Below are 24,036 nucleotides of genomic sequence, written 5' to 3'. Positions count from 1 at the left end.
GAATTCAGTACAAACCGCTTTATAGATTTGATTAGCTTATAAATAACGCATTTCATTACTTATCCAAGACATGTAACATTCTTTTCAAAAATTTAATATATACCCAACTTTAATATCTATTATATTCACCCATACATACGAGTTTAATCAAAATAAACTTTATATCTTATGAATCACTAATAGCACCTGATTTTATAATAAATAATTTAAAAATAACACTACATATTCCTCTTTAATTTAATTCAAGGAACCCTTTCGTTTCATAGAATATAAAAGATTCTTATCAACTCTTAGATTTATTATAAGTGCGTAATTATTCATCTTATATAATAATTACTTACTATATTATTAACATAGTTACCTTACAAAAATGTAAGATTCATTTCATTGACACTCGTATATATAAGTTCCTATACTAGTTACACAATGTTGGTAAATATATAAATAGGCTCTATCTCTAAGTGTGTGGCTATGGATTCTTTTTGAAATAATAGCCTTTATTTAATTATATATTTCCTATCTGTAATATATAATGCCACTTACATTTGTTCTGGTACGTAGAAACTAAAATACTCTTAAAAAGGTGTGTGATAAGTATGTAAAAAGAATATAGATTCAAATAGAAACATTATCAGCCAGATAGGTGAAACCCCATATACTAAAGCATAAACATTTCAATTCATATATTTCAAATAGTGATAAGTTGTATTTTAAAAATGAAAAAATCCAGATTTGTAATTATGCTATAAACCATACTTTTCGACATAGTGTATAACTTTTTAATAAATAAAAGTAATCCTTCCTTTTTAGGGATTTAGACAAAAACACCCAGGTGACGTTTTATGTTGCCTAATACAAATTAGGGGGAATATGTATCATGTTCCAAGAGAGGAAAATAAACGGAAGACCAATTTATCACTTAAAATACTTAGGTGAGACAGTAGCAATCTGTTCACGTAATGCTTGGAAACGTTGGGAAGTCAAGGGCATTACTATCGATATTTACATATCGGCAAAAACAAAGTTTCAATCAATAAATTTATTTGAACATAAATATGAATTGTATTTAAGAGGTATGAAATATGATAACTGATTTTATTTGCAAAGTTTCCTAACCCTAGTTACAATCTAGAAAAATGTGAGAAAAAGCAACGGTGATTACAACAGACAAGGTTCCCGCTTTACTTAACGTGTCCAATAATATTGAAAGGGCAATGTTTTAAAAGCATACCACTCATTGCACAATCAAGCATTTGAATAATCTCACTACACAGGGGCATAAACATATCAAACGGCGTTATTCCAGATTTGCAGAATTTCAAAGTCTTCTCTATACTTCACACACCTTGAAAGGAATCGAAACCATTCATGTCCTATGTCCTATATTAACAAAAACGAAGTTTGACAATCAAACTTCGTTTTTTCGGTGTACATTTACGAAAGACGAAAGAAGAAGAGGGGTTTCCTCCCTCTTCACCAATAAAATCGAACATATTTACAATTAAGGAAGGGTCTACATTCATCAGGGGATGAATGTAATAATAATAGTTCACCTAGTGAATTATAACACGAATCCACTTCCATTAATAGATAATTTTAACATTAATGGATTATATGTGGCAGAACTGTTAAACCTTTTAATATTAAAAGGTTTTATATGATAGAACTAGAAAATGGCAAGTGTAGGGATAAAATATAAGGGGGATATGTATTATGTTTACAAAAAAACAAAAATTAGTAACAACCGTAACAGCTTTAACATTAGGATGTGGATTTACTTTCGGATTAACACCGGCATTTGCAGATTCTAATAAGGCGTCTGTAAGCACTACACCTATTTATTCTATTCATAAACAAGAACAAGATCCTTTTACTGGATATGTCATTTCAGTAGAAAACAATTATTTAGTGGTTGCTTCTACATCTACAAAAGATGAAGCTCTCACTTACCAAAATGATTGGTGGGAGTTAGTAAATCAAAATAAGATTTTAAGGGTTCCTATTTCAGATGGTGAAAATTACACTATAGGTGAACAGTTAAATGTTTATGCTGCTGCATGGACCAAATCTTTACCACCAATTGCTGTAATGCCTAAAATTGAAAAAGTAATTCAATAGATTATGCAAAAATAATAGGGCATCATTCTAATTAGAATGATGCCCTATTATTTAGTAAAAAACCGAATACGTAATATTTATATTCTTTTTCGTTGCTCTCTGATTTCCATCATATATTAACCTAATACTTATCATTCTGCACCTGACGCAAGATCCTACATCTCACATTACTGTAAAGATATTACTCGCCATCTTTCATCTCTAAAATAGTAGTCTCGTTTACAATTCCATGGCATACCCTTTAAAAGCATTATAAACTACCTTATTTTATACCCCTATCTTTTACAATCTTACTGCTATCGCTAGCCAATTTAATTCTATTTTCACAGATTCATATATTCTTCTAAAGTCAATTTTTTCTTATATATACTTTCAGCAATATCCCCTACATAGCGAATATGCCACGGTTCATAAGCATATCCAGTAATACTCTCTTTACCTTTTGGATAACGGATGATAAATCCTGCACGATGCGCATTTTCTTTCAGCCATTTTCCTTCTTTCGTATTCGCAAAGGTTAGCTCTAGTTCATTATTTGCACTTTTAGAAGAAACATCCATCGTTAATCCTGTTTGATGTTCACTATGCCCAGGTTTTGCCGAGAAGCGATCCGTATGCTCTTGTCCTTTTCTTTTCACGTTGTTTGCATACAGGTTTTTTTGATAATCATAGGAGCGAAACCCCGAAACAGCATTTAACTGGATTCCTTCTTTTTTTGCTAAATCAAATAACTTTTCTAGTGCTTCTGCTGCCTCTTTACGAAGGTAACTCTTTTCTAACGTCCCACTGAATGAGAATGGTACATTTGGTACAACTAAATCCTCCGGTTTATAGTCTTCGGGCAATCCATATTCCTTATTAACTACAGCCTGTAAACTAGCAAAAGAACTTGCTATGTTATTTGAAGTACCATTTTTCTCTTTATTTATGGAGTTTTCACGAGTTTCATAGTTTGTTTTTTTTGGTTCTTTACCAATAGATTGATTAGTATAAACGATAAAGATACCAAGTATCACAATCATACAAGTAAAAATCCCTACTAATTTAATTCTCATTATTCATTTCCTTCCTGCCACTCTTAATATTTCTCGTTTATAATACTACAACCATATCAAATTCATATTAATTTGAAGTGAACTTTTGTTCTTAACATATTTCTTAACAGAAAAACAGCATATCCTCCTATTTGTTTGACACACTAAAGATGCTAACACGTAGAAACCAAGTCTATTTCTATATATGGAAAAATAATCCAAAATTTATATAATAAGATTAGAAGTGTAGCATTCTATTATAGAAAGGTCTTGGTATAATGCTAGGTATTAATGTAAAAAAAACAAAAGAAGAGTTAATAATTTCATGGCAATTGGCAAAGATTACGATTCCATTACGTGATGTAATTGAGGTTACTGAAGATGCTACATATGCGGGTGTTGAAGATACTAGTGCAATCCGTATTGGCACTGCATATGGAACAACGGATCGTATTTTAATCAAAACGGTAAAACAAAATTATGTATTATTTACAACAATTGAACTACCCCCACTTTCACTTCGTTTAGAAGTGAGGGATTCCTAAGTAAAGAGTTCTATCGAACTCTAATTGATTAGGCTAACCCCGCAGTCCTTGCGGTTAGAAGCCTTATCGCTTCATTCTTTATATTGATACTTGCGTTAATATCCCTATCATGGTGTGTACGACAAGAAGGACAGTCCCATTCACGTAGGTTTAGATTTTTAACGTCTTTATTTTGATATCCACAACAAGAACATAATTGGCTGGAAGGAAATTTTTTCGATACGACAATGACTTGTTTGCCATACCATTTTGCTTTATATTCCAACATGGTTCGAAATTGTGACCATGATACCTCACTAATTGCTTTTGCTAACTTATGATTCTTTAACATATTCGATACTTGCAAATCCTCTATACCGATAACATCGTGGTTTTTGATGATTTCAGTTGAGATTTTGTGCAAGTAATCTTTCCTAGCATTTGATATGTATTCATGAATTCTAGCTACCTTTACTCGTTGTTTATTCCAGCGAGAAGATCCTTTCATTCTTCTAGAAAGAACACGCTGTGCTTTCGCCAACTTATCTTCTAATAATCGGAAAAACTTCGGATTTTTATAGGGTTTACCATCTGACAAAATAGCGAAATCTTTTAGTCCTACATCTATTCCAATGTAAGAATGTGTTTTCGGAAGTTCTTGTACTTCTGTTTCAACTAATAGTGACACAAAATATCTGCCAGAAGGGTTTCGTCTAACAGTCGCATTTACAATACGTCCCTTTACTTCACGGCTTTTGGCAAATCGAACAAGGCCTAGTTTCGGCAACTTTATTTTGTTCCCTACAACGGCAATGTTTTCATTTGTTTGTTTTGTGGTGTAAGATTGTACGTTATTCTTCTTAGATTTAAAGCGCGGTGCGCTGTTTTGTTTTTTAAAAAAGCGAGTATAAGCATCGGCAAGGTTGCGAACAGACGACTGAATCGCAATACTATCCACTTCTTTTAGCCAAACAAACTCTTTCTTCATGGCAGGGAGTTTGGCAGAGCATGTACCATAGGTCAAGCCTTTTCCTGTCTCTTTGCATGCGTGATCCCATAAGGATAGGAAATGATTGAATACAAAGCGGGAACAACCAATCGTTTTGTTGATTAGAATTGCTTGTGCTTGATTTGGATAGATACGAAACTTATAGGCTTTATTGATCATCATTTCATTCACCTCCATTTCGGTATATAACTATTATACACCGAACGTACATTCGATAGATAGTGAAGTAACACTTTCTGTATGTCGAACAATTAAGATGGCTTCCTGCCATCCCTTGTTCGAAGCCAATTCATCTCCCACCTACTCACTGGACTGTGACCCTTCACGCTCCTTGAGGAAGGAGTCTTCTTGGCTAAAATGATAAAGTTTCAATTTTAAATGCAATAAACGCTTAAAAATGAACATATTAACGGGCTCAAACAAAATCCAAATAAAAAATCCTGCTTCTGTGTAGGATTCCACTTGTAAATGTATAACAGATTTTTTTGTCTTATACAATGATTTGGAAAGTTAAAAGATTCAAATCTACTTCGTCCTGATGGGTCCTTAAACTATCTAAAAGTAGCATCTATCTTCCTTTCCCCTTCATCCTTTACAAGGATATTGTATCAAAGGTTACTTGTAGTTTAAGATAGAATAATGCTATTTCTAATTGGAATGCACTTAATGAATTGTATAAGTATTTCAGTAACATTAACGCAAAGGAAGTGTACAGCATGGAATGGATACGAATCCCTGTAGGACCAATCAAAGCAAATGCATATATTTTATCTAATGCCGACAAAACTTGCGTCATCTTTGATCCTGGTGGTGAACCGGAAAATATTAATCAATACATACAAACAAATGATTTAATTCCCAAAGCTATTCTTTTAACTCATGCTCATTTTGATCATATTGGGGCAGTAGATGAAGTAAGAACAAAGTGGGATATCCCGTGTATCTTCATCAGGCAGAACGGGATTGGCTTTCAGATGCAGAATTAAATCGTTCTGCTCTACCTGGTAGAAAGAAAACAACAGCAAATCCTGCAGATTATCTGATTGAAACAGAAGAGGAAATTCATATTGGTTCCTTTTCGTTCAATGTATTGTTTACCCCTGGGCACTCACCTGGGAGCGTATCTTACTATATCAAAAATGAAAATATTCTTATCTCAGGAGATGTACTTTTTAAAGGTGGTATTGGCAGAACGGATATAAGCGGAGCAGATCACAATCTATTAATGAAAACAATCCAACAAAAACTATTTAGTCTCCCTGAAAAAACTCTGGTTTTAAGTGGGCATGGTGATGTCACAGATATTCAGAATGAACGAAAACAAAACCCATTTCTAAGAAATTTGAGATAGTGTTTATTTCATTATCGAGACCGGAATTTGTAATTTAATTGAATAATTCTAATATCCATTTAAACCCAACATCTAATACCAATTTAAGCCGAGTAGGCTTACTTTCAGTTGACTATGATAAATATTTGCAGTAAAGAGAAAAGCTATATTGTACAAGTTAATTTGAAGCACAGTTCAATTCTAATCATGCTACAAATGTTGCTTTTTCAATAAAAGAAACTCATTCATTTTGAAAAGAATTGAACAACATGGAAATACTGCTTTTTCAGCCTTATGCAAGTCACTATGTAATCTCGAATGTTCTTTTCTTTAATGGTTTTTAAACCCTGTCTTGTTTTACATAAAGACTGTCTGTACAAAAAAACAACCAAAAGGAAAAAGGGTAGAAAAAAAGAACTAATATATTTTTTAGTTCTTTTTTACGATTCTATAATCACGTATTTCATTTTTTCATATGTATTAATCATTCGTATATGGACACTATGTAATCCTTTTCCCACTAATTCTATTATTGTAATTCACTTTTTTAATTTTGAATTCAACTTCATCTTTTTTATAAAGTAGAAGTTTCGTTTGATACATCTGTATACCTCTCATTATGATAATTACTTAGCGGAATTATAAACCTACGCTCCCTCTCATAAGAAGTATTTAATAGAAAGCCGTAAAAAAATCAAAAAATACATTAACGAAACTTATCCTATCTTACCTATACTTTTTCAAATATAAAAGCATGGACAACTTATAAGTTCAGAATATTCTGTATATTAATGAAAAAAATCGTGGTTAAATTTAATTTATCGAATTTCTGTTAATATCAGAATAAGCCTTTACAGAGAAATGGGGGATATTATGACTGTTCAAGAAAAAAGTAATAAACAATTGATGGAATTATTACATGAATGGTATGAAGAAATTCGTTTATATCATGTAGTAGAAGCAAAACAAACATATCTAAAAGTAAAAGAAAGTTTAAAAGAAATAGAAACAGACCAATATGTATCATTCTATTATTCCCTACTGAATTTTAGATATAAAGTTTTGGTAGATGGAATGAATATTACAAGAGATTCTTTTAATCAAATAGAAAAACTACCAAATATTAAAGATGAATTTTCATTTTTAGCTTACTATTATTATTTCTTTAAGGCAATCCACTCTACAATTATAGCAAATTATACTGAGGCAAAAACACACTATGAAAAGGCAGAAGGACTTTTAAAAGATATACCTGACGAAATAGAAAAAGCTGAGTTTGAGTATAGATTTTCAACATACTGTTATCAATCTTATCAACCCTTTGAAGCAATTCAACATGCAGTAAAAGCCAAAGAAATATACTTGAATCATGTAGGCTATAAAATTAATATTGCTTTGTGCGACAATGTATATGGACTGGCTTGTATAGATCTAAGAGAATTTGAAAGAGCGGAAGAATGTCTCAATATGGTTATTGATGTTTTTAAGAAGTATGATGAAGAACAATTATTATTACGAGTACGATCCAATTTAGGCTGGTTATATAATATTCAAGATTTATATCCATTGGCGATTAGACAGAGTTCTGAAATTATAAATACCATACCGAACCATTTTAAAGCATTATTTGTCTTAGCAAGAGCATATTATAAGTTAGAAGGCGTTGAAACAGCAAGAGCATATATCGAGCAAGGAATGAAATATTCAAACGAGTCAGGAAATGAAGAATATATACACCGCTTTGCAGTTTTAAATGAACTAATCACAGAACTGCCTAGAATAAAACTCGAAAAAGTAGTTACTGATGCCATTTCTTATTTTGAAAAAGAGGAAATGTGGGATTGTGTTAAAGAATATGCAGAGATTTTAGCACTGCAATTTTACGAAGCAAATAATCATGTTAAAGCGAGTAAGTATTTCTATATTAGCAATAATGCTGATAAGAAACATTTAAGAAAAGGAGCGTTAAAGTAATGAAAAAAATAAAAAAATTGTTATTCAGTACGATAATAGTAAGTACATTAGCATGTAGCATGATTAGTTTAAATGTATCACAACACTCTTCATTTAATGGTGGAGATACGCCTGCACCAACAAAACTGAATGTCTCTGGTGGAGTATCTATTAATTAACGTAATCCAGTTTTCTCACTTAAAAAATCAGAGAATTCATACTACAAATACAAAAAAGTTGAATAAAGTGGATAAAATATTGAACCCCCAGTCCGGAACAGATTTGTTTCGGACTATTCACGTTACTATAATTGTGCGTAGGGTGATAGACTAAAAGTAGACAAGATTTTCTATACATAAAAAAGAGCATCATATCCCATTGCGTTCATCGCTACCATCATTGGCGATTGTGGCTGATCATTGAATAACTCTACTGAGTTTCCTTGAATTGTATCCCCAGCATCTACTAATATGGTATTTGGATTTTCTTGACGTACCTTCTTTATAACCGTATAGAGTTGCGTTAAACTTCCACTCGTATTTGCACCATCAAGCGCATAATCCCAAGGCATAAATCTACCATGAATATCTGCAGTACCTAACAGTGTAATATTAACATCCGATTCCTCAGCTTTTGAGATAGATGGTTTGACCGTTACTGCTGTTCCAAGAAGTATAAGAATAAGAATAACAAAATAACATAAATAGTTCTTCCATTTCATTTTTTGCATAATAACAATATTTCTCCCCTTTTTGTACTTTCATAAAGTTGCTTGAACTTTAAAAATGTAACTTATTATTCGGAAAACTCCAACTACAAAAAGTACTTTTACGGGTGATTCTGCATGAAAAACAAAAAATGATATAGAAAAGCACTGCCGAATTATTCAGCAATGCTTTTCTGTTAAACGTACTATAACAATGAGTGTCTATTTTCTTTTATTCATGAGTACTATAGGTTCATATATGTTCACTTTAATTTCAAGATACGTTCTATTTCCTCTACACTCAACTTACTTGCTTTTGCAATAGTTTCAAGCGGTACATCTATTTCATGCATCCCTCGAATTATTTGTTTCTTCCCTTGCTCAATGCCTTTTTCCATGCCTTCTTGTTCAGCATGCGCTAGCTTAGCTTGTTCATCTAAAAGCAATTTTTCTCGAGCTTCATAAGCTGTTCGGAAAGAAGAATCATGGCTCATATTTTCCCATTTATTAATTGCTTTTTGTAAAATTGGATCTTGATTCATCGCAATCTCCTCCAATGTTTGAGTTAAGTGTTCATCTTCATGTGCCGGTAATAATAACATGCAACGAACAAATGTATTTTCCCAAGGGTTTACTTTTTCTTCACGCCATTATTTTACCAATTTTGGTATCTCTACAAAATGGATTTCAATGTCATCACTTAATAGTTTTTGCATTTTTGTATTCCATAATTATCCAATGGTATGAAATTCATCATCCTGGGAAAATAAAATAAAGTCTAGTAAGTTAATGGTAATTGTTTTCCGAAGGGAACGTTATGGCATCCCTTCTTGCATTTGGGATGTATAAAGTTTACTCCAATAATATAAAGTTTACTCCAATAATATAAAGATCGCTTCACCATATCATGTGTATTTCGAAGCTGAACTTCGATATTTACCTGCGGCCTATTATCTAAAAGTTGCTAATAGGTCTAAAATTGATAATTTATCATATTCATAAGATTTATGGAGATGTGGGTCATCTAGTTGTAGCGATGTAATAGGTACCTCTAAAGATTCCTCTAAAATTGCATTTAAGAAACCCGGTGAACTACCCGCCACTTAACGTCCTAATGGACTGTTAGAAGTGGGGACTTCTCGGTTAGTCGTTACTTTTGATAGCTAACGAATTTGTCCTAAAACAACCGAGCTAACTCCCTCGTTCCAAGGGTTATTTTATTGCTATCTATGCTAACGCTAATAGGCGTATTGCTTCATTTTTGATATTGATAGCTGCGTTATAATCTCTATCGAGATTTACACCACATATACAAGAATATACTCGCTCAGATAATGATATATTTTTCACATTTCCACAACTGCTACATGTTTTTGTGGAAGGAAACCATTTGTCTATTTTCACAAGTTATTTGCCTTGTTCGTGTAGTTTATAAGCTAAAAAGAAGTGAACATACCCCGACCATTGTCAGCGACACTTTTTCCAAAATGAAGTGCTAATGCACTTTTAACCTTAAAACTAAAGTGAGGGTTATCCTTTTCATCTCTTGTACATATTATTTGGCCTTCTAACTTTTAATTTGGACCTTCTTTTGGAGTTTCACATCTAATTTCATCTATAGTACCACCTTTTACCTTAAACACACTATATATAGATAGTTAAATATACACATGCATCTTCTATTCTTTAATAATATCTACTGCCCCATCCCATAAATAATCTAATTTTATAAAATAATACACATTCTCCATTTAAGTTTTCAGATATATACTATTTTCTAATGCATATAAAGAACAACACTAACCTTAGCCATTACATATTGACTAAGGTTAGTTTGTTTTGTAAGAAGCAACTTAAATTCCCTAAATACCCTATGAATGTATATATTTCTATATTACGTATGAACAGGATTTTCAGTAAAGAGTGTAATTCCGAGTGCCTCTTCAACATCACTAAAATGATTGGCGAAAGTTGCTGCTCCATCCATAGTTCCACCAAACAATAATCCTATGACACGATTTTGCTCATCAACAATGACTGAACCTGAATCCCCATGATCAGAAAATCTAGGATTTCTGGTAGTATCCGGTGCAATAGTAATTTGATTTGTTAATGTCACTGTACCAATACTCGGTCCATAAGAAATTGGAACAGTACGATCAAGTCCAGTTACAGTTCCAAAGGTCAATTCAGTCGTACGCCCTTGCTTACGAACAACTGTACCAAGAGCTGGCAAAGCTTTCCCTTTTACCTTACCAACATTTAGAATTTCTGATGACACTGCCCTATTTTCAATAGTAGAAATAGCGGCATCAACTTGCTTGTTTTGACAATTGAATTTATCACTAAGACATGCGCTATCTAATTTGCCGATTAGATCATTTGAACAACTGCCACCGTCAGGTCTACCCGGCTGTGTCATTTCATCCCCTCGTGCAAATGAACTGTCAACGCACATAACATGGAAATTACTTAATGCATAAAACTTATTTTCTTCTTTCTTAACAATAGCTCCAAGTGTACCAACATAGACAACTTGATTGCCAGCTTCATTAGTAAAGGTTCTACACGGACCTATGCTAGTTCCACCGATTAAAGGTTCAAACCTGCCTGTTTCAACTTCAAGAACGGGTACATCCACTGGAACCTCTAACACTTGTAATACTACCTCTTTCTCTTCAATAACATCTGTCTTTACTCCATCAATTGTACGAGGAACTTCATCTTTTGAATTCACGTTTTCCTTCTTTTTTACAAATGTTCGTATGACAATCTCGTCAGTTCGTTTTCCTTTCACATATTTAAATCCTACATCGACACCTATAACATTTGGCTTGCTTAGTAGTACCTTTTCGTTAGCCCTTTTAATATCTATAAGTTCTTTTACCTTTTGGTCCATAAAATTCCTTCCTTTGTAAGAGATTTTAGAAAACACGGCTTTATTAGGGTAGTAAACTCTAACCATACCTATCATTTGTTATACAACAAGGTAATATAAGTACTAGTTCTTACCAGAATGATTAAGTATAAAAAATACAAGTAACAAAGAAAAAAAGCCCCATAGTGAGGATTTTTCTTTTTTATAAATTAATTAGGTGCACAATTTTGAACAAAAAGGAGTATATAAAAATGTTTCATACCGAACTCATTGATAAAAAAAGTAGCGCATACAAATAGACCCTTATGTTATCTCACATAAGAGCCCGCCTAAGTTTACAAAAAATTAGCGATTCTAAGCAAAAGCAATAAAAAAGTAACATCGTTTTGTCCAGAACCTTTATTTTCATCTATTCTATTTCTGGCCAAATTTTCGCGTTTGGTTCTAATAACCACTTGTGGTCTTCCTCCATGATACGATCATTCCAAGGATTATTCTCAAGATGTCGAATCATCCAACAAAAATACATGGCATATCCAGGCGCTGTTGCTTGTGGATGGTCTAGCTCACCCGGAATTGTAATAAAGCTATTATGTACAACGCGATATGCATCCTCGCCAACCATTGCACATCCAAATCCCTGTGGCTTATTAAAGCGATAATAATATACTTCTGGCTGATCATGGTGATGTGGTGGATAACTGGACCATCGCCCTGGATAAGAAATAACTTCTCCTACTACCATATTAGAATATGCTGCATTGTTATAGTCAAAAATCGTACGAATAACACGCTGCGCCGTTCCCTCCCATACTCCATCTCCCGCTACAACACTTTGACACTCATTTGGAGTATATAACTTGGAAGTAAATTCTTGATCATTATCTGTTTTTTGAACAAGCACTTCACTATCTGAAAGCGCAGTAATGGTAACCTTCACATTTTTAGATACATGTAAGCACCAAGGGTTTTCTTCAAACACAGACTGTCTTTGAATAACTTGTTCCATTCCTTCCCACTCTAAACGTATTGCCCCTTCCAGTAAAAGAACCGCTGTTTCATTCTTATTATCAAATAGCAACTCTTCTTTCCCATTAGACATCTTATATATACCTATATCCATTAACATATCACTGCCTTGACCGTTCATTTCTGTTAATATATTATATCCTTCATTTAATTCACCCAATTTTCCTAACATGGCTTTCTCCTCCTTTTAATTAATGGCTTCACTAGCATTCTCCACTTTTGTCAGCTAACTACATTCCGAATTTCTTCTAACTAGTAATGAAGAAGATTTTTCTGATTATGCTCTGTTTTCACTTCCGAATATTTGCATATGACTTTTAACGTTTTCATATGCGGCCTCAATAACATCCTGGTGATACGTAAAATAATCTGAATACGGAGTATTTAGGACGGTATTGTTAACCGCAGTAATTACATTCTGAAATGTGGCTGTTGCTACATTAATTTTACGAACACCATGTTGAATACATTGCTTGAAATCCTCTGGACTAATGCCAGAGCCGCCATGTAAAACGAGTGGGATATGGACTACCTCATTAATCTCTTGTAGGCGGTCTAATCGTAAATTAGGATCGCCATTGTACATACCATGCGCATTTCCAATTGCAACAGCTAACGCATCTACGTCTGTTTCTTCTACAAATCGTTTTGCTTCTGTAGTGCTTGTCAGCAACATTTCAATATCTTCTGATCCGTCCTCACTACCACCAACTCTGCCAATCTCAGCTTCTACCGTCGCACCGTACTGTTTCGCAAGTTCTACAATTTCTTTTGTCTTTTGGATATTCTCTTCTAACGGATAGTGAGAGCCATCAAACATAACCGAGCTAAAACCAATCTCTAACGTCTCTTTAATCTTTTCAAACGTCATCCCGTGATCAAAGTGAACTGCTACTGGAACAGTTGCTTTTTTCGCTGCAGCTACCATCAACGGACCAATCATATGAATTGGAGAATGATTCAAACGAACTTCTGCAATTTGTAGAATAAGCGGCGAACTTAACTCTTCAGCTGCTTTGATAGCTCCCATGACCATTTCCATATTAGCGACGCTAAAAGCCCCAACCCCATAATTCTCTTGATTTGCTTTTGTTAAAATATCTTTCATTTGAACTAATGGCATTACATATTCACCTATTTCAAAATTATTTATTAACTGCAGAACCAACCATCTCGTCTTTTTACTCCTTTTGTAAGAAGACCTGTTGATTGTCCATTCATTAACTTAAAGATAGTCTCGAAATGTGAAAATTACAGACCTGCTTTTTCTTGTATAAATTTTCGGGCTTTTAATGCATATTCAAAAGGATTCGCTAAAGCTGGGTCTTGCTCTGCTTCTACCACAAACCACCCTTGATAATCAGAGTTTGCAAGGATAGTAAACACTTCATCAAATCCAATTACGCCATCCCCCGGGACTGTAAATGCCCCATTCTTCACTGCCTGTAAGAAGCTTAATCCGTTTTCCTTTACAGCTTCTACTACTTCTTGACGAATATCTTTTAAATGTACGTGTTTAATCCGAGGTAAATATTTCTTCAAAATATAAAGAGGCTCTTCACCTGAAAAAACAAGATGACCTGTATCAAAAAGCAGAGATACAAGCGCTGGATCAGTCATGTCCATTAACTTTTCAATTTCTGCCGTTGTTTGAACACCCGTACCCATATGATGATGGTATACAATATGGAGTCCCTTTTCCTGAGCTAATTTACCGAGGTGATGTAATCCATCCGCAAGCTTATCCCACTCTTCTTCTGTAAAAACAGGCTTATTTTTAAATAGTGGTACATTCATTAAACCTTGAATACTATGCCCTTGCTCTGAAACAACGATGACTTTTGCACCCATGTCATGCAAGAAATCCCTATGCTTAATAAATTCTTCTACTGTCTCTTCAAGCGGCTTCGTTGTTAAAAACGTACTAAACCATGCACTAGCAATCTCCAAGTTTCGTAATTCCAAAGATTTTTTTAATACAACTGTATTTCTCGGATATTTATTCCCTACTTCACTTCCATTAAATCCAGCTAGTGCCATCTCACTAATACATTGTTCAAACGTATTTTCTGCTCCTAGCTCAGGCATATCATCATTTGTCCAAGCAATTGGTGCAATTCCAAGCTTAATTGTATTTTCTTTGAACATCCCCTTGTCTCTCCTCTTTACAAAATGTGATAGAATTTTGCCAAATTCTCTTAACTGTTTATTGAAAAGAGAGCTTCCTAATCAATATGCATGTAGATAAAAAGCTCTCTTTGTGTCCTAATCTAATAAGACCTTGCCTGTTGCAAGTTACTTACTTTACTCTCGTACGCAGCTTGTACACTTTGACTTTTAGATACTTCTGCAACACCTACATGCCACCATGACTCGTATCCATTTGTCATTGTTTTTGGTAATACTTTAATATCAATTAATGTAGAAACTATTTGTTTTTTCGCATCTATAAGCGCTTCTTGTAATTGTTCTAGTGATGTAACATGATATGTTTTCACACCATATCCAGCTGCGCTAGCTGCAAAATCAATTTTCATAATTGCCCCGTCTAATTTACGAGTTTCCTGGTTTCGGTAGCGAAACTCTGTTCCAAAGCTCCCCATTCCATTGCCCATTTGTAAGTTATTAATGCAACCAAATCCGGAGTTATCAAACAATAAGACGTTAATTTTTTTGTTTTCTTGGAGACTTGTGACAAGCTCAGAATGAAGCATCTGGTAACTACCATCCCCTACCATTGCATATACTTCCTTCGATGGTTCAGCTATCTTTGCACCAAGTGCGCCCGCAACCTCATAACCCATGCAAGAGTATCCATACTCCATGTGATATGTATTCGGTTTTCTTGATGTCCACATTCTTTGTAAATCACCTGGAAGACTTCCTGCCGCTCCAACGATAATTGCATCTTCATCAAGTAATGTATTGATTTGTCCAATGACTGCAGTCTGTGTTAATTGTGTACCAAGTGCGTCTACATACTCATTTAAATTTTCATCGAAATGACCTTTGACTTCTGGTGTGAAATCTTGACCTGTAAAGCGAATATTATGTAGACGTGATAATTCTGTTTCCCAAGCATCTTTTGCATCAGCAATTTCTACTGTATAACTAGATCGATAATCAATTTCTTGCAGTTCATCTATTAGAGCAAGAAGTGCTTCTTTCGCGTCCGCTATAACCTTTAATGCATCCAGCTTATTCGCATGGAATTCTGAAATGTTGATGTTTAAAAACTCAACTTCTTCATTTTGAAATAATTGTTTCGATGCCGTTGTAAAATCAGTAAATCTCGTCCCGATGCCAATAACAAGATCCGCTTCCTTTGCAATTGTATTAGCTGCTACATTTCCCGTTACCCCAATGCCGCCTAGATTATATCGATGACTACTTTCAATTGCACTTTTTCCAGCTTGTGTTTCTCCGAATGGAATGTGGAATGTTTCAGCAAACTGTTTGAGTTCTTCTGCCGCTTCTGCGTATCTTACACCACCACCGCAAATCATAACTGGCTTTTTCTTTCTCTTAATCATTTCCACTGCATCCGCTAAGCTGGCTTTTGTAGGTAGACGGCGTTCAATACGGTGAACACGCTTTTGGAAGAAGTAACTTGGAAAATCCCATGCTTCTCCTTGGACATCTTGTGGTAAACAAATTGTTACAGCTCCTGTATCTGCCGGATTCGTTAAAACACGCATCGCTTGAATCATAGCGGTCATCAATTGTTCAGGACGATTTATCCGGTCCCAGTACTTACTTACTGCACGAAAAGCATCATTTGTAGAAATAGATAAGTCATGTGTTTGTTCAATTTGTTGAAGAACAGGATCAGGTTGTCTCGTTGCAAATACATCTCCTGGAAGTAATAAAACGGGAATATTATTTGCAGAAGCTGTTGCTGCAGAGGTAATCATGTTTGCTGATCCAGGACCAACTGAAGAAGTACATGCCATAATTTGTTTTCTATGTTTTTGTTTCGCAAAAGCCATCGCAGCATTTGCCATTCCTTGTTCATTTCTCCCTTGATATACCTCTAATTCCCCTGCGTCTTCTTCTAAAGCTTGACCTAGGCCTACTACATTTCCATGACCAAAAATCGTAAAGATTCCCTTAATAAACTTTTGTTGCGTTCCATCAAACTCTACGTATTGCTGATTCAAAAATTTCACCAATGCTTGCGCCATCGTCATTCTAACAGTTTGCATGTGATTTGCTCCTTTCTATCTCTATCAGTCATTCTGTATATGAAAAAGGAGTATTAGGAATTTAATAGACTCCTAATACTTCCTTCTTATGTTTTACTACTTGCGTTACTTTCGCTTCCAAGCAACTAGACAGATTCTACTTCTCTCTTAATGATTACTTTTCCCAACGAGATGTAAGCATTTTCTTTCTTGTATAAAACTCAACGCCGTCAGTACCATTCGCATGGAGATCACCATAGAAAGAGTCTTTCCAGCCAGAGAACGGGAAGAATGCCATTGGCGCCGGAACCCCAACATTCACACCTAACATACCTGATTCAATTGTTTCACGGAATTGACGTACACTTGCCCCGCTATCTGTATAAATGCAAGCTCCATTTGCAAAACGAGACTCATTGGCAATTTCAATCGCTTCATCCAATGATTTCACACGAACAATAGATAAAACAGGAGCAAAAATCTCATCTTGCCAGATTTTCATTTCTTTTGTAACATGGTCAAAAATTGTTGGCCCAACGAAGTAACCAGCTCCTTTTACAGCTGTATCTTCGCGTCCATCACGAACTAACGTAGCGCCCTGTTCTACACCTGAATCGATGTAACCAATTGTGCGCTCTTTATGGTTATCACGAATAACCGGTCCTAAAAATACATCTTCATCAAGACCATTGCCGATGACAATTTTATTTGCTTCTTCTACTAGTCTTCCAACTAATTGATCTGCAATTTCTTCTTCTACTGTTACAACAGAAGCAGCCATACAACGCTCACCAGCTGAACCGAATGCAGCACTAATAATTTGCTTTGTTGCTAATTCAAGATTCGCATCATTTAATACAATCGAATGGTTCTTCGCACCCGCTAATGCTTGCACGCGTTTTAAGTTTTCTGTTCCTTTTTTGTATACATATTCTGCGACAGGCTGAGAACCTACAAATGAAATTGCCTTCACTAATTTATGTTCCAATAGACCGTTTACTACGTCGTGAGCACCATTCACGATATTTAATACACCTTTTGGTAAACCTGCTTCTTCAGCTAATTCTGCTAATCTTGCTGCTAGAAGTGGTGTACGCTCTGAAGGTTTTAATACAAATGTATTACCACAAGCAATTGCAAGTGGGAACATCCAGCATGGAACCATCATTGGGAAGTTAAAAGGTGTAATGCCGCCTATAACACCAATTGGGTAACGATACATACCAGACTCAATACCTGTTGCAATATCAGGTAGCTGTTTTCCCATCATTAATGTAGGAGCACCCGCTGCAAACTCCACGCACTCAATACCACGAAGAACTTCACCGTAAGCCTCGTTATAGCTTTTTCCGTTTTCAATCGTAATTAGTTTCGCTAACTCTTCCCAGTTATCTACTAGTAATTGTTGATATTTAAATAGAATACGGGCGCGTTTTGGTACAGCAGTTTTAGACCATGATTTGAACGCTTCATTTGCTGCTAATACAGCTTGTTCAACATCTTCTTTTGTTGAAAGTGGTACTTGAGCGATTACTTCTCCTGTTGCAGGATTATATACAGCTTCCATCTTAGTTGAAATGGATTCTACCCATTCGCCGCCAATGTAGTTTTTTACAATTTGTGCTGTTTGTACTGTCATATTCATTCTCTCCCTTTTATGTAATGTTGAAGCGTCCAATAGGATACGCCCTTACTTGCTTATTGATTCATGACGTTTCTATACCAATTCCTCAGCCGTTTCCATGAATGCAGAAATCTCTGCCCTTGTTGGCATTGCATCAGAACAGCTATGTTTAGAAATAACGATCGAAGCAGAAGCGCCTCCTAATCGCATCGCTTGAGGAATCTCAAGCCCTTGCATTAATCCATAAATAAACGCGGATGCATACGAGTCGCCAGCGCCAAACGTCTTTAACACCTTTGTTTTAAAGATACCGCCTCGGTGAGAATGACCGTCTCTCGTATATGCGATTGAACCATCCCCGCCATGTTTAATTACAACGATTTTCGCATGATGAGAAAACCATCTTTCAGCCGTAACTTGGTCATTAGACTGTTCATAGTTTAATAGTTTTTCCATCATATCGAATTCTTCACGCGTTCCAATAATGACATCAGATTTTTCAGCCGCTAGATTGTAATACACAGCCGTTTCAGCTTCTGACTGCCATGTATAAGGGCGGTAATCCACATCAAAAAATACAACTACATCATGCTTACTTGCATATTCTAGCGCTAAAAATACTGCCTCGCGAGAAGGACTTTTCGCTAAAGCTGTTCCTGAAATTAAGAGTGCTTTTGATTGTTTAATATAGTCCTCAGATACCTCTGTTGGATCAAGATTTAAGTCTGCGACATTGTCGCGGTACATTAAAATACTGCAATCTTCAGGGCTTTTAATTTCTGTAAATGCTAAACCTGTCACTGCACCTGTACGATCTATACATATCTGATCTGTATTAATATTGTTGTCCTTTAGGTACCCCGTAATAAAGCGGCCCATTTGGTCATCAGATACTTTACCAATAAATCCTGTTTGTAAGCCAAGACGTGCAGCACCAATTGCAATATTTGCAGGAGAACCTCCTACATATTTAGTAAACGTTCTTGTTTCTTCCATAGGACGTTGTGTTTCATTAGCATTTAAATCAACGCATAAACGTCCAACCGCAATAAGGTCTAATGGACAATCTTCTTTAAAAATAAGTGGATTCATTGTTACTACCTCCCATGCTTTATGAAAGAATGAATGATATGGTTCATATTTTTATAAACCTACTATTCATTACTCTTTATCTATCTAGAAGTAAGCGCTCTCTTTATTGATTTAATGCAGGCTGTTTATGTTCAATTTGTACAGGTTTTCCTGTTAGTAAGGATTCCTTCGCAGCCTTCGCAATTCGCTCCGCTTGTAACCCATCATTACCACTGCAAATAACAGCTTGTCCTTCTATAATTGACTTTGTAAATTGTGTTACTTCCTCAATGTAAGCTTGCGTGTAGCGCTCTAAGAAGAAATAAAGCGGCTTATCTTTTACAATACCTTCTGTTTTTGACACTTGAACTGTTGTCGGGCAGCAATTATCCGCAGCAACCGCGCCTTTTTCACCAAACACTTCCACACGCTGGTCATATCCATAAACAGCTTGGCGGCTATTATCAATTACCCCTAAAGCTCCATTCGCAAACTTTAATGTGACAATTGCTGTATCAACATCATTTACTTCCTGAATGGATGGATCAATTAATGTTGTTCCATATGCAAATACTTCAACGACTTCACTATTCATCACATAACGAGCCATATCAAAATCATGAATCATCATATCCATAAACAATCCGCCTGAAGAGCGAACATATTCTATACTTGGCGGTTGTGGATCGCGTGACGTAATTTTTAAAATATGTGGCTGTCCCACTTCTCCTTGTTGAATAAGATCATACACTTTCCTGAAGTTCGGATCAAAACGACGATTAAAACCTACTTGAAGTGATACCCCCTGTTCTTTCACCACTTCTAATGCTTCTAATGTTTCTTCTACCGAGAAACTAACAGGCTTTTCGCAGAAAATATGTTTTTTCGCAAGAGCCGCTTCTTTAATAATTTGCGCATGTGTATTTGTTGGTGAACAAATACAGACAGCGTCAATTTCTGAATCTGCTAATAAATCCTGATAGTTTGTAGTCAGAGTGGAAATCCCTTTATCTTGAGCCCACTTTTCTAGATGACTAATTACTACATCTGAAACCGCTTTAATTTTTACTTGTGGCATAAGCTGCAAATTATCAACATGTAGTTTCCCAATTCGTCCAGCACCAATAATCCCAATTGTTAAAACGTTCATATGATTTCTCCCTCTATATTAAAATTTAAGAAACGAAATGAAAGTCTATAGGGTTTAGCGTATTAAATTAAGTTAAGCGCTTTCCCTATTTTTCTTCATTATACACACTTGATTCTAAATTGAAAACATTTTTATTTTTTCGAATACTCCTCTTTTCATTCGAATTTTACATTCCCTCAATATACGTATTACATAAAAATAAAAATTAATAATTAGAAATAAACACTCTAAAAAGCTACAAATATACTCTTTTAAAATACTGATATAACAAAGAAAACCAAGCCTTTAAATAGTAATCCCACATCTATAAGGTATTTCTTTCTTTTCATACTGACCATTATTTTATTCTCCAATAAGTAAATAGAATGTTCTATAAAAGAAAGTTGTAAATTGTCAAAAAATTTAATTGACGACCTCATAATGTAAGCGTATACTTTTTTTATCAAAAAGAATTAAGCGCTTAACCAAAAATAACTTATCGGTGGTGGGAGAATGAACGCTATTAGTTCAAACAAAACATTTATGGACAGGATTGGGATCCCTTCTAATTTAACTTGGGGATACATAGGAATTATCGTTTTTATGATTGGGGACGGGTTAGAACAGGGATGGTTATCCCCTTATCTCGTTGAAAAAGGATTAACGCTAGAACACGCTGCTTTCCTGTTTACTATTTACGGAATTACTGTATCTGCTTCTTCTTGGTTTTCAGGGGTATTTGTACAAATGTGGGGACCAAGAAAAGTCATGACATTTGGTTTAGTATCATTTATTTTAGGATCAATTGGGTTCATCGGTATAGGAATTCAGCATATGAATTATCCCGTAATATTAATTTGCTATGCCCTACGCGGGTTTGGTTATCCCTTATTTGCTTATTCTTTCCTAGTTTGGGTATCTTACAGTACGCCTCAACAAATGCTTTCAAGAGCAGTTGGCTGGTTCTGGTTCGTATTTCAGCTAGGGCTTAGTGTTATAGGGGCCTTTTATTCTAGTTATATGGTTCCGAAAATCGGAGAAATTGCTACTTTATGGAGCGCTTTAATTTTTGTTGTCGTAGGGGGATTATTCTCAATCGTTGTAAATAAGGATAAATTTAAAGCACAAACCGTAAGCGCTAACAAATCAAGCGAATTACTAAAAGGCATTACCATCGCATTTGAAAATCCTAAAGTTGGTATAGGCGGTATTGTAAAAATTATAAACTCGGCCGCTCAGTTTGGATTTGTTGTTTTCTTACCTACCTATATGATGAAATATAATTTTACGATGACTGAATGGCTTCAAATTTGGGGTACTCTATTCTTTGTAAATATGGTGTTTAATATTATTTTTGGTATCGTTGGAGACAAGTTTGGTTGGGTAAATACAATTAAATGGTTCGGAGGAGTCGGTTGCGGAATTGTAACTCTTGCACTCTATTATGTACCACAAATGGTAGGACATAATTATTGGGCAATATTATTTGTTGCCTGTTGCTACGGAGCAACACTTGCCGGTTATGTACCTCTTACAGCATTAGTCCCATCTTTATCTCCTGAAAATAAAGGAGCTGCAATGTCTGTCTTAAATTTAGGTTCAGGATTATCAGCATTCGTTGGACCATTAGTAGTAACTGCCTTCATCGGTCCTTTAGGTGTTGGCGGCGTAATGTGGATCTTTGCTGGTTTGTATTTCTTTGGTGCATTTTTAACTCATTTCCTTACTATTCCAAAGGAAAATGAAATACAGCAGGATTTAAATACAAAAAACGGAGAGCAATTCTCTGTATAAATCCTAGATATAAAAGAAGGTCATCCTAACTATACGTAGTTACGATGACCTTCTTTTGTTACATTCAAATAGACTTGTAAAAATGCTATCATGTAATATCCTTTACTGAGGATCGCTCTACTAACTGAGGAATAATTGTAATTTTTTGCTTAGCATGCTCCTTCATTTCCATCGTTTTTAGCAGTTGTTCAAACGTACAGGTTGCCATTTGTTTGATTGGCTGTTCAATTGTTGTTAACCCTGGATCTGCAATCTCAGCATAGATTGTATTATCAAATCCGATAATTGATAAATCTTCCGGAATTGAAAGCCTTTGTTTTCTTGCTTCATTCATAAGGCATATAGCAATCAAATCTGTACAAGCAAAAACGGCTGTAGGCCTGTTAGGCAAATGAAGTAATTCCTTACTTGCACGTTTACTATCTTCCACTGTCGAATAGCAGCTAATGATAGCCTCATCATCTAACGAGATCCCTGAATCCGTAAGCGCTTGTTTGAAACCATTCAATCTGCCTAAGCTACTTTTTCTATCCTTCTCCATCATAATCGTTAAAGATGTATGGCCTTTTTGCGTTAGATAACTTCCAGCTAGGTAGCCTCCCCTCATATCATCAGTTGTCACAACATGAGTCGTGATGGAAGGATGATCTACAGTGAATAGTACAAGTGGCAAATCTCGATTCACGATTTTTTTAACAAGTTTATAATCATTTAGCTCCGTCGCGATAATAATGCCATCTACTTGCTTTTTAAATAATAAATCAATGTATTCATGCTCACGTTTTGTTTGATGGTCTGTACTACATAAAATGAGTGTATACCCTGATTCTCTTGCACTATTTTCAAACGCTCTTGCTACTTCAGCAAAAAATGGGTTTGAGATATCTGGGACAAGTACCCCAATCGTATATGTTTTTTTACCTGTTAACGCTGCCGCTACACTACTTGGCTGGTAATCTAATTCATCCATTACCTGATTTACTTTGTTTATTGTTTTTTCACTAATACGCCCAGTTTGATTAATTACCTTGGATACAGTTGCTATTGATACACCTGCTTTTTCCGCAACATCATAAATTGTTGGTTTCACTTTAATTATCCCTTCTTAATCATCTTTTTCTATATTTTATCATAAAAATATTTTGCTTCTTGGTACACAAAAGGAATTTTTTAATGAATTTACCGGAAGAATTCTCCTTCCTCAAGCATGTGAAGGGCGATAGCCAAACGGTAGGTGGGAGATGAATTTCAGTTTGGCATAGCCAAAAACTTTTGATAAACTAGCTATCTGAAGTTCTTTGATAGCTTGATATAGGAGGTTGTAGGAAGAAAATAGAGTGCGAAAACCAAGCCATTCGGTTCCTGCGTAAAATATCAACCGTACACAGAGAGCGTCCAAGCGTTGGACATCTAGAAGTAACGCTCAGGGCGTCGAAAGGTTTCTTTCGTCGTGGAACTGAGAAGCTCCCACTTCAAGCTTTGCTAAGTGGCGAGTAGTTCACTAATGTCTCTAATCATTAGATTAATAAAAATAAAGAAGAGTCCTGTATTAACAGGACTCTTTTTCTATAGTTTCAACATAATTGTTCCTCAATTTATAAACATAAAGGAGATGGTTTTATACATGATTACTTAGGGGAAACCGAAAAAAAT

Annotated in this window: 17 protein-coding genes and 5 pseudogenes; 8 read left to right on the top strand and 14 right to left on the bottom strand. The window is 35.1% G+C overall.

Features of this window, described 5'->3' with window-relative positions:
• Positions 1-877: 877 nt before the first annotated feature.
• The 3 genes and pseudogenes from QCI44_RS29205 (at position 878) to QCI44_RS29200 (ending at position 2,118) form a co-directional block, all read left to right on the top strand.
• The gene (locus tag QCI44_RS29205) at positions 878-1,093 is read left to right on the top strand and encodes a hypothetical protein (protein WP_098986851.1); all 216 of its coding nucleotides are present in this window, start codon (positions 878-880) and stop codon (positions 1,091-1,093) included.
• A 58-nt stretch (positions 1,094-1,151) separates the two neighbouring features.
• Positions 1,152-1,505, top strand: a pseudogene (locus QCI44_RS30690) (DDE-type integrase/transposase/recombinase); the annotation flags it as partial.
• A 208-nt stretch (positions 1,506-1,713) separates the two neighbouring features.
• Positions 1,714-2,118 (top strand): DUF3221 domain-containing protein, encoded by a 405-nt coding sequence (locus QCI44_RS29200; protein WP_353811606.1) that lies wholly within the window; start codon positions 1,714-1,716, stop codon positions 2,116-2,118.
• A gap of 323 nt (positions 2,119-2,441) precedes the next feature.
• Here QCI44_RS29200 and QCI44_RS29195 read toward each other — a convergent pair whose 3' ends face one another.
• Positions 2,442-3,173 carry a M15 family metallopeptidase gene (locus tag QCI44_RS29195; protein WP_098412747.1) on the bottom strand — a complete coding sequence of 244 codons (732 nt, stop codon included), beginning with the start codon at positions 3,171-3,173 and terminating at the stop codon, positions 2,442-2,444.
• Positions 3,174-3,430: 257 nt separating this feature from the next.
• Between QCI44_RS29195 and QCI44_RS29190 the strand changes: the two genes are divergently transcribed.
• Positions 3,431-3,697, top strand: a complete 267-nt coding sequence (locus QCI44_RS29190) for a SunI/YnzG family protein (RefSeq protein WP_088083698.1) — start codon at positions 3,431-3,433, stop codon at positions 3,695-3,697.
• A 28-nt stretch (positions 3,698-3,725) separates the two neighbouring features.
• Here the strand turns inward: QCI44_RS29190 and tnpB are convergent, their stop codons facing one another.
• A complete protein-coding gene (tnpB, locus tag QCI44_RS29185) occupies positions 3,726-4,847 on the bottom strand; it encodes an IS200/IS605 family element RNA-guided endonuclease TnpB (protein ID WP_353811605.1) in 1,122 nt (373 codons plus the stop codon).
• 554 nt (positions 4,848-5,401) lie between these two features.
• Here tnpB and QCI44_RS29180 point away from each other — a divergent pair.
• The 3 genes and pseudogenes from QCI44_RS29180 to QCI44_RS29170 all read left to right on the top strand — a co-directional run bounded on the left by QCI44_RS29180 (position 5,402) and on the right by QCI44_RS29170 (position 8,147).
• Positions 5,402-6,036, top strand: a pseudogene (locus QCI44_RS29180) (MBL fold metallo-hydrolase).
• Between the two features lie 852 nt (positions 6,037-6,888).
• Positions 6,889-7,989 carry a response regulator aspartate phosphatase gene (locus QCI44_RS29175; protein WP_016135872.1) on the top strand — a complete coding sequence of 367 codons (1,101 nt, stop codon included), beginning with the start codon at positions 6,889-6,891 and terminating at the stop codon, positions 7,987-7,989.
• Positions 7,989-8,147 (top strand): Phr family secreted Rap phosphatase inhibitor, encoded by a 159-nt coding sequence (locus QCI44_RS29170; protein ID WP_016135871.1) that lies wholly within the window; start codon positions 7,989-7,991, stop codon positions 8,145-8,147. The genes QCI44_RS29175 and QCI44_RS29170 overlap by 1 nt, the downstream gene beginning before the upstream one ends.
• Positions 8,148-8,332: 185 nt before the next feature.
• On the opposite strand, the pseudogene QCI44_RS29165 reads toward QCI44_RS29170, so the two are convergent.
• The 11 genes and pseudogenes from QCI44_RS29165 to iolG all read right to left on the bottom strand — a co-directional run.
• Positions 8,333-8,698 (bottom strand): annotated as a pseudogene (locus QCI44_RS29165) (hypothetical protein); the annotation flags it as partial.
• A gap of 239 nt (positions 8,699-8,937) precedes the next feature.
• Positions 8,938-9,759: pseudogene (locus QCI44_RS29160) on the bottom strand (Rpn family recombination-promoting nuclease/putative transposase); the annotation flags it as partial.
• Between the two features lie 142 nt (positions 9,760-9,901).
• Positions 9,902-10,170, bottom strand: a pseudogene (locus tag QCI44_RS29155) (zinc ribbon domain-containing protein); the annotation flags it as partial.
• A gap of 398 nt (positions 10,171-10,568) precedes the next feature.
• Positions 10,569-11,573 (bottom strand): chymotrypsin family serine protease, encoded by a 1,005-nt coding sequence (locus tag QCI44_RS29150; RefSeq protein ID WP_088083693.1) that lies wholly within the window; start codon positions 11,571-11,573, stop codon positions 10,569-10,571.
• A gap of 388 nt (positions 11,574-11,961) precedes the next feature.
• Positions 11,962-12,753 carry a 5-deoxy-glucuronate isomerase gene (locus QCI44_RS29145; RefSeq protein WP_016135867.1) on the bottom strand — a complete coding sequence of 264 codons (792 nt, stop codon included), beginning with the start codon at positions 12,751-12,753 and terminating at the stop codon, positions 11,962-11,964.
• Between the two features lie 105 nt (positions 12,754-12,858).
• Complete coding sequence (locus tag QCI44_RS29140; RefSeq protein WP_016135866.1) at positions 12,859-13,704, bottom strand: class II fructose-bisphosphate aldolase; 846 nt, start codon at positions 13,702-13,704, stop codon at positions 12,859-12,861.
• Positions 13,705-13,832: 128 nt separating this feature from the next.
• A complete protein-coding gene (iolE, locus tag QCI44_RS29135) occupies positions 13,833-14,729 on the bottom strand; it encodes a myo-inosose-2 dehydratase (RefSeq protein WP_016135865.1) in 897 nt (298 codons plus the stop codon).
• 122 nt (positions 14,730-14,851) lie between these two features.
• Positions 14,852-16,786 carry a 3D-(3,5/4)-trihydroxycyclohexane-1,2-dione acylhydrolase (decyclizing) gene (gene iolD / locus QCI44_RS29130; RefSeq protein ID WP_353811604.1) on the bottom strand — a complete coding sequence of 645 codons (1,935 nt, stop codon included), beginning with the start codon at positions 16,784-16,786 and terminating at the stop codon, positions 14,852-14,854.
• A 154-nt stretch (positions 16,787-16,940) separates the two neighbouring features.
• Positions 16,941-18,404: a CoA-acylating methylmalonate-semialdehyde dehydrogenase gene (locus tag QCI44_RS29125; RefSeq protein WP_088083688.1), complete on the bottom strand. Its 1,464-nt coding sequence runs from the start codon at positions 18,402-18,404 to the stop codon at positions 16,941-16,943.
• Positions 18,405-18,482: 78 nt separating this feature from the next.
• A complete protein-coding gene (gene iolC / locus QCI44_RS29120) occupies positions 18,483-19,481 on the bottom strand; it encodes a 5-dehydro-2-deoxygluconokinase (RefSeq protein ID WP_353811603.1) in 999 nt (332 codons plus the stop codon).
• A gap of 103 nt (positions 19,482-19,584) precedes the next feature.
• Positions 19,585-20,610 carry an inositol 2-dehydrogenase gene (iolG, locus tag QCI44_RS29115; protein ID WP_353811602.1) on the bottom strand — a complete coding sequence of 342 codons (1,026 nt, stop codon included), beginning with the start codon at positions 20,608-20,610 and terminating at the stop codon, positions 19,585-19,587.
• Positions 20,611-21,102: 492 nt separating this feature from the next.
• Between iolG and QCI44_RS29110 the strand changes: the two genes are divergently transcribed.
• A complete protein-coding gene (locus tag QCI44_RS29110; RefSeq protein ID WP_166689667.1) occupies positions 21,103-22,383 on the top strand; it encodes an MFS transporter in 1,281 nt (426 codons plus the stop codon).
• Positions 22,384-22,471: 88 nt separating this feature from the next.
• Here QCI44_RS29110 and QCI44_RS29105 read toward each other — a convergent pair whose 3' ends face one another.
• Complete coding sequence (locus QCI44_RS29105) at positions 22,472-23,473, bottom strand: LacI family DNA-binding transcriptional regulator (RefSeq protein WP_353811601.1); 1,002 nt, start codon at positions 23,471-23,473, stop codon at positions 22,472-22,474.
• Positions 23,474-24,036: the final 563 nt, after the last annotated feature.

The organism is Bacillus cereus group sp. RP37, from assembly GCF_040459695.1.
Lineage (GTDB): Bacteria > Bacillota > Bacilli > Bacillales > Bacillaceae_G > Bacillus_A.
This window is presented reverse-complemented; position numbering and strand designations above follow the sequence as displayed.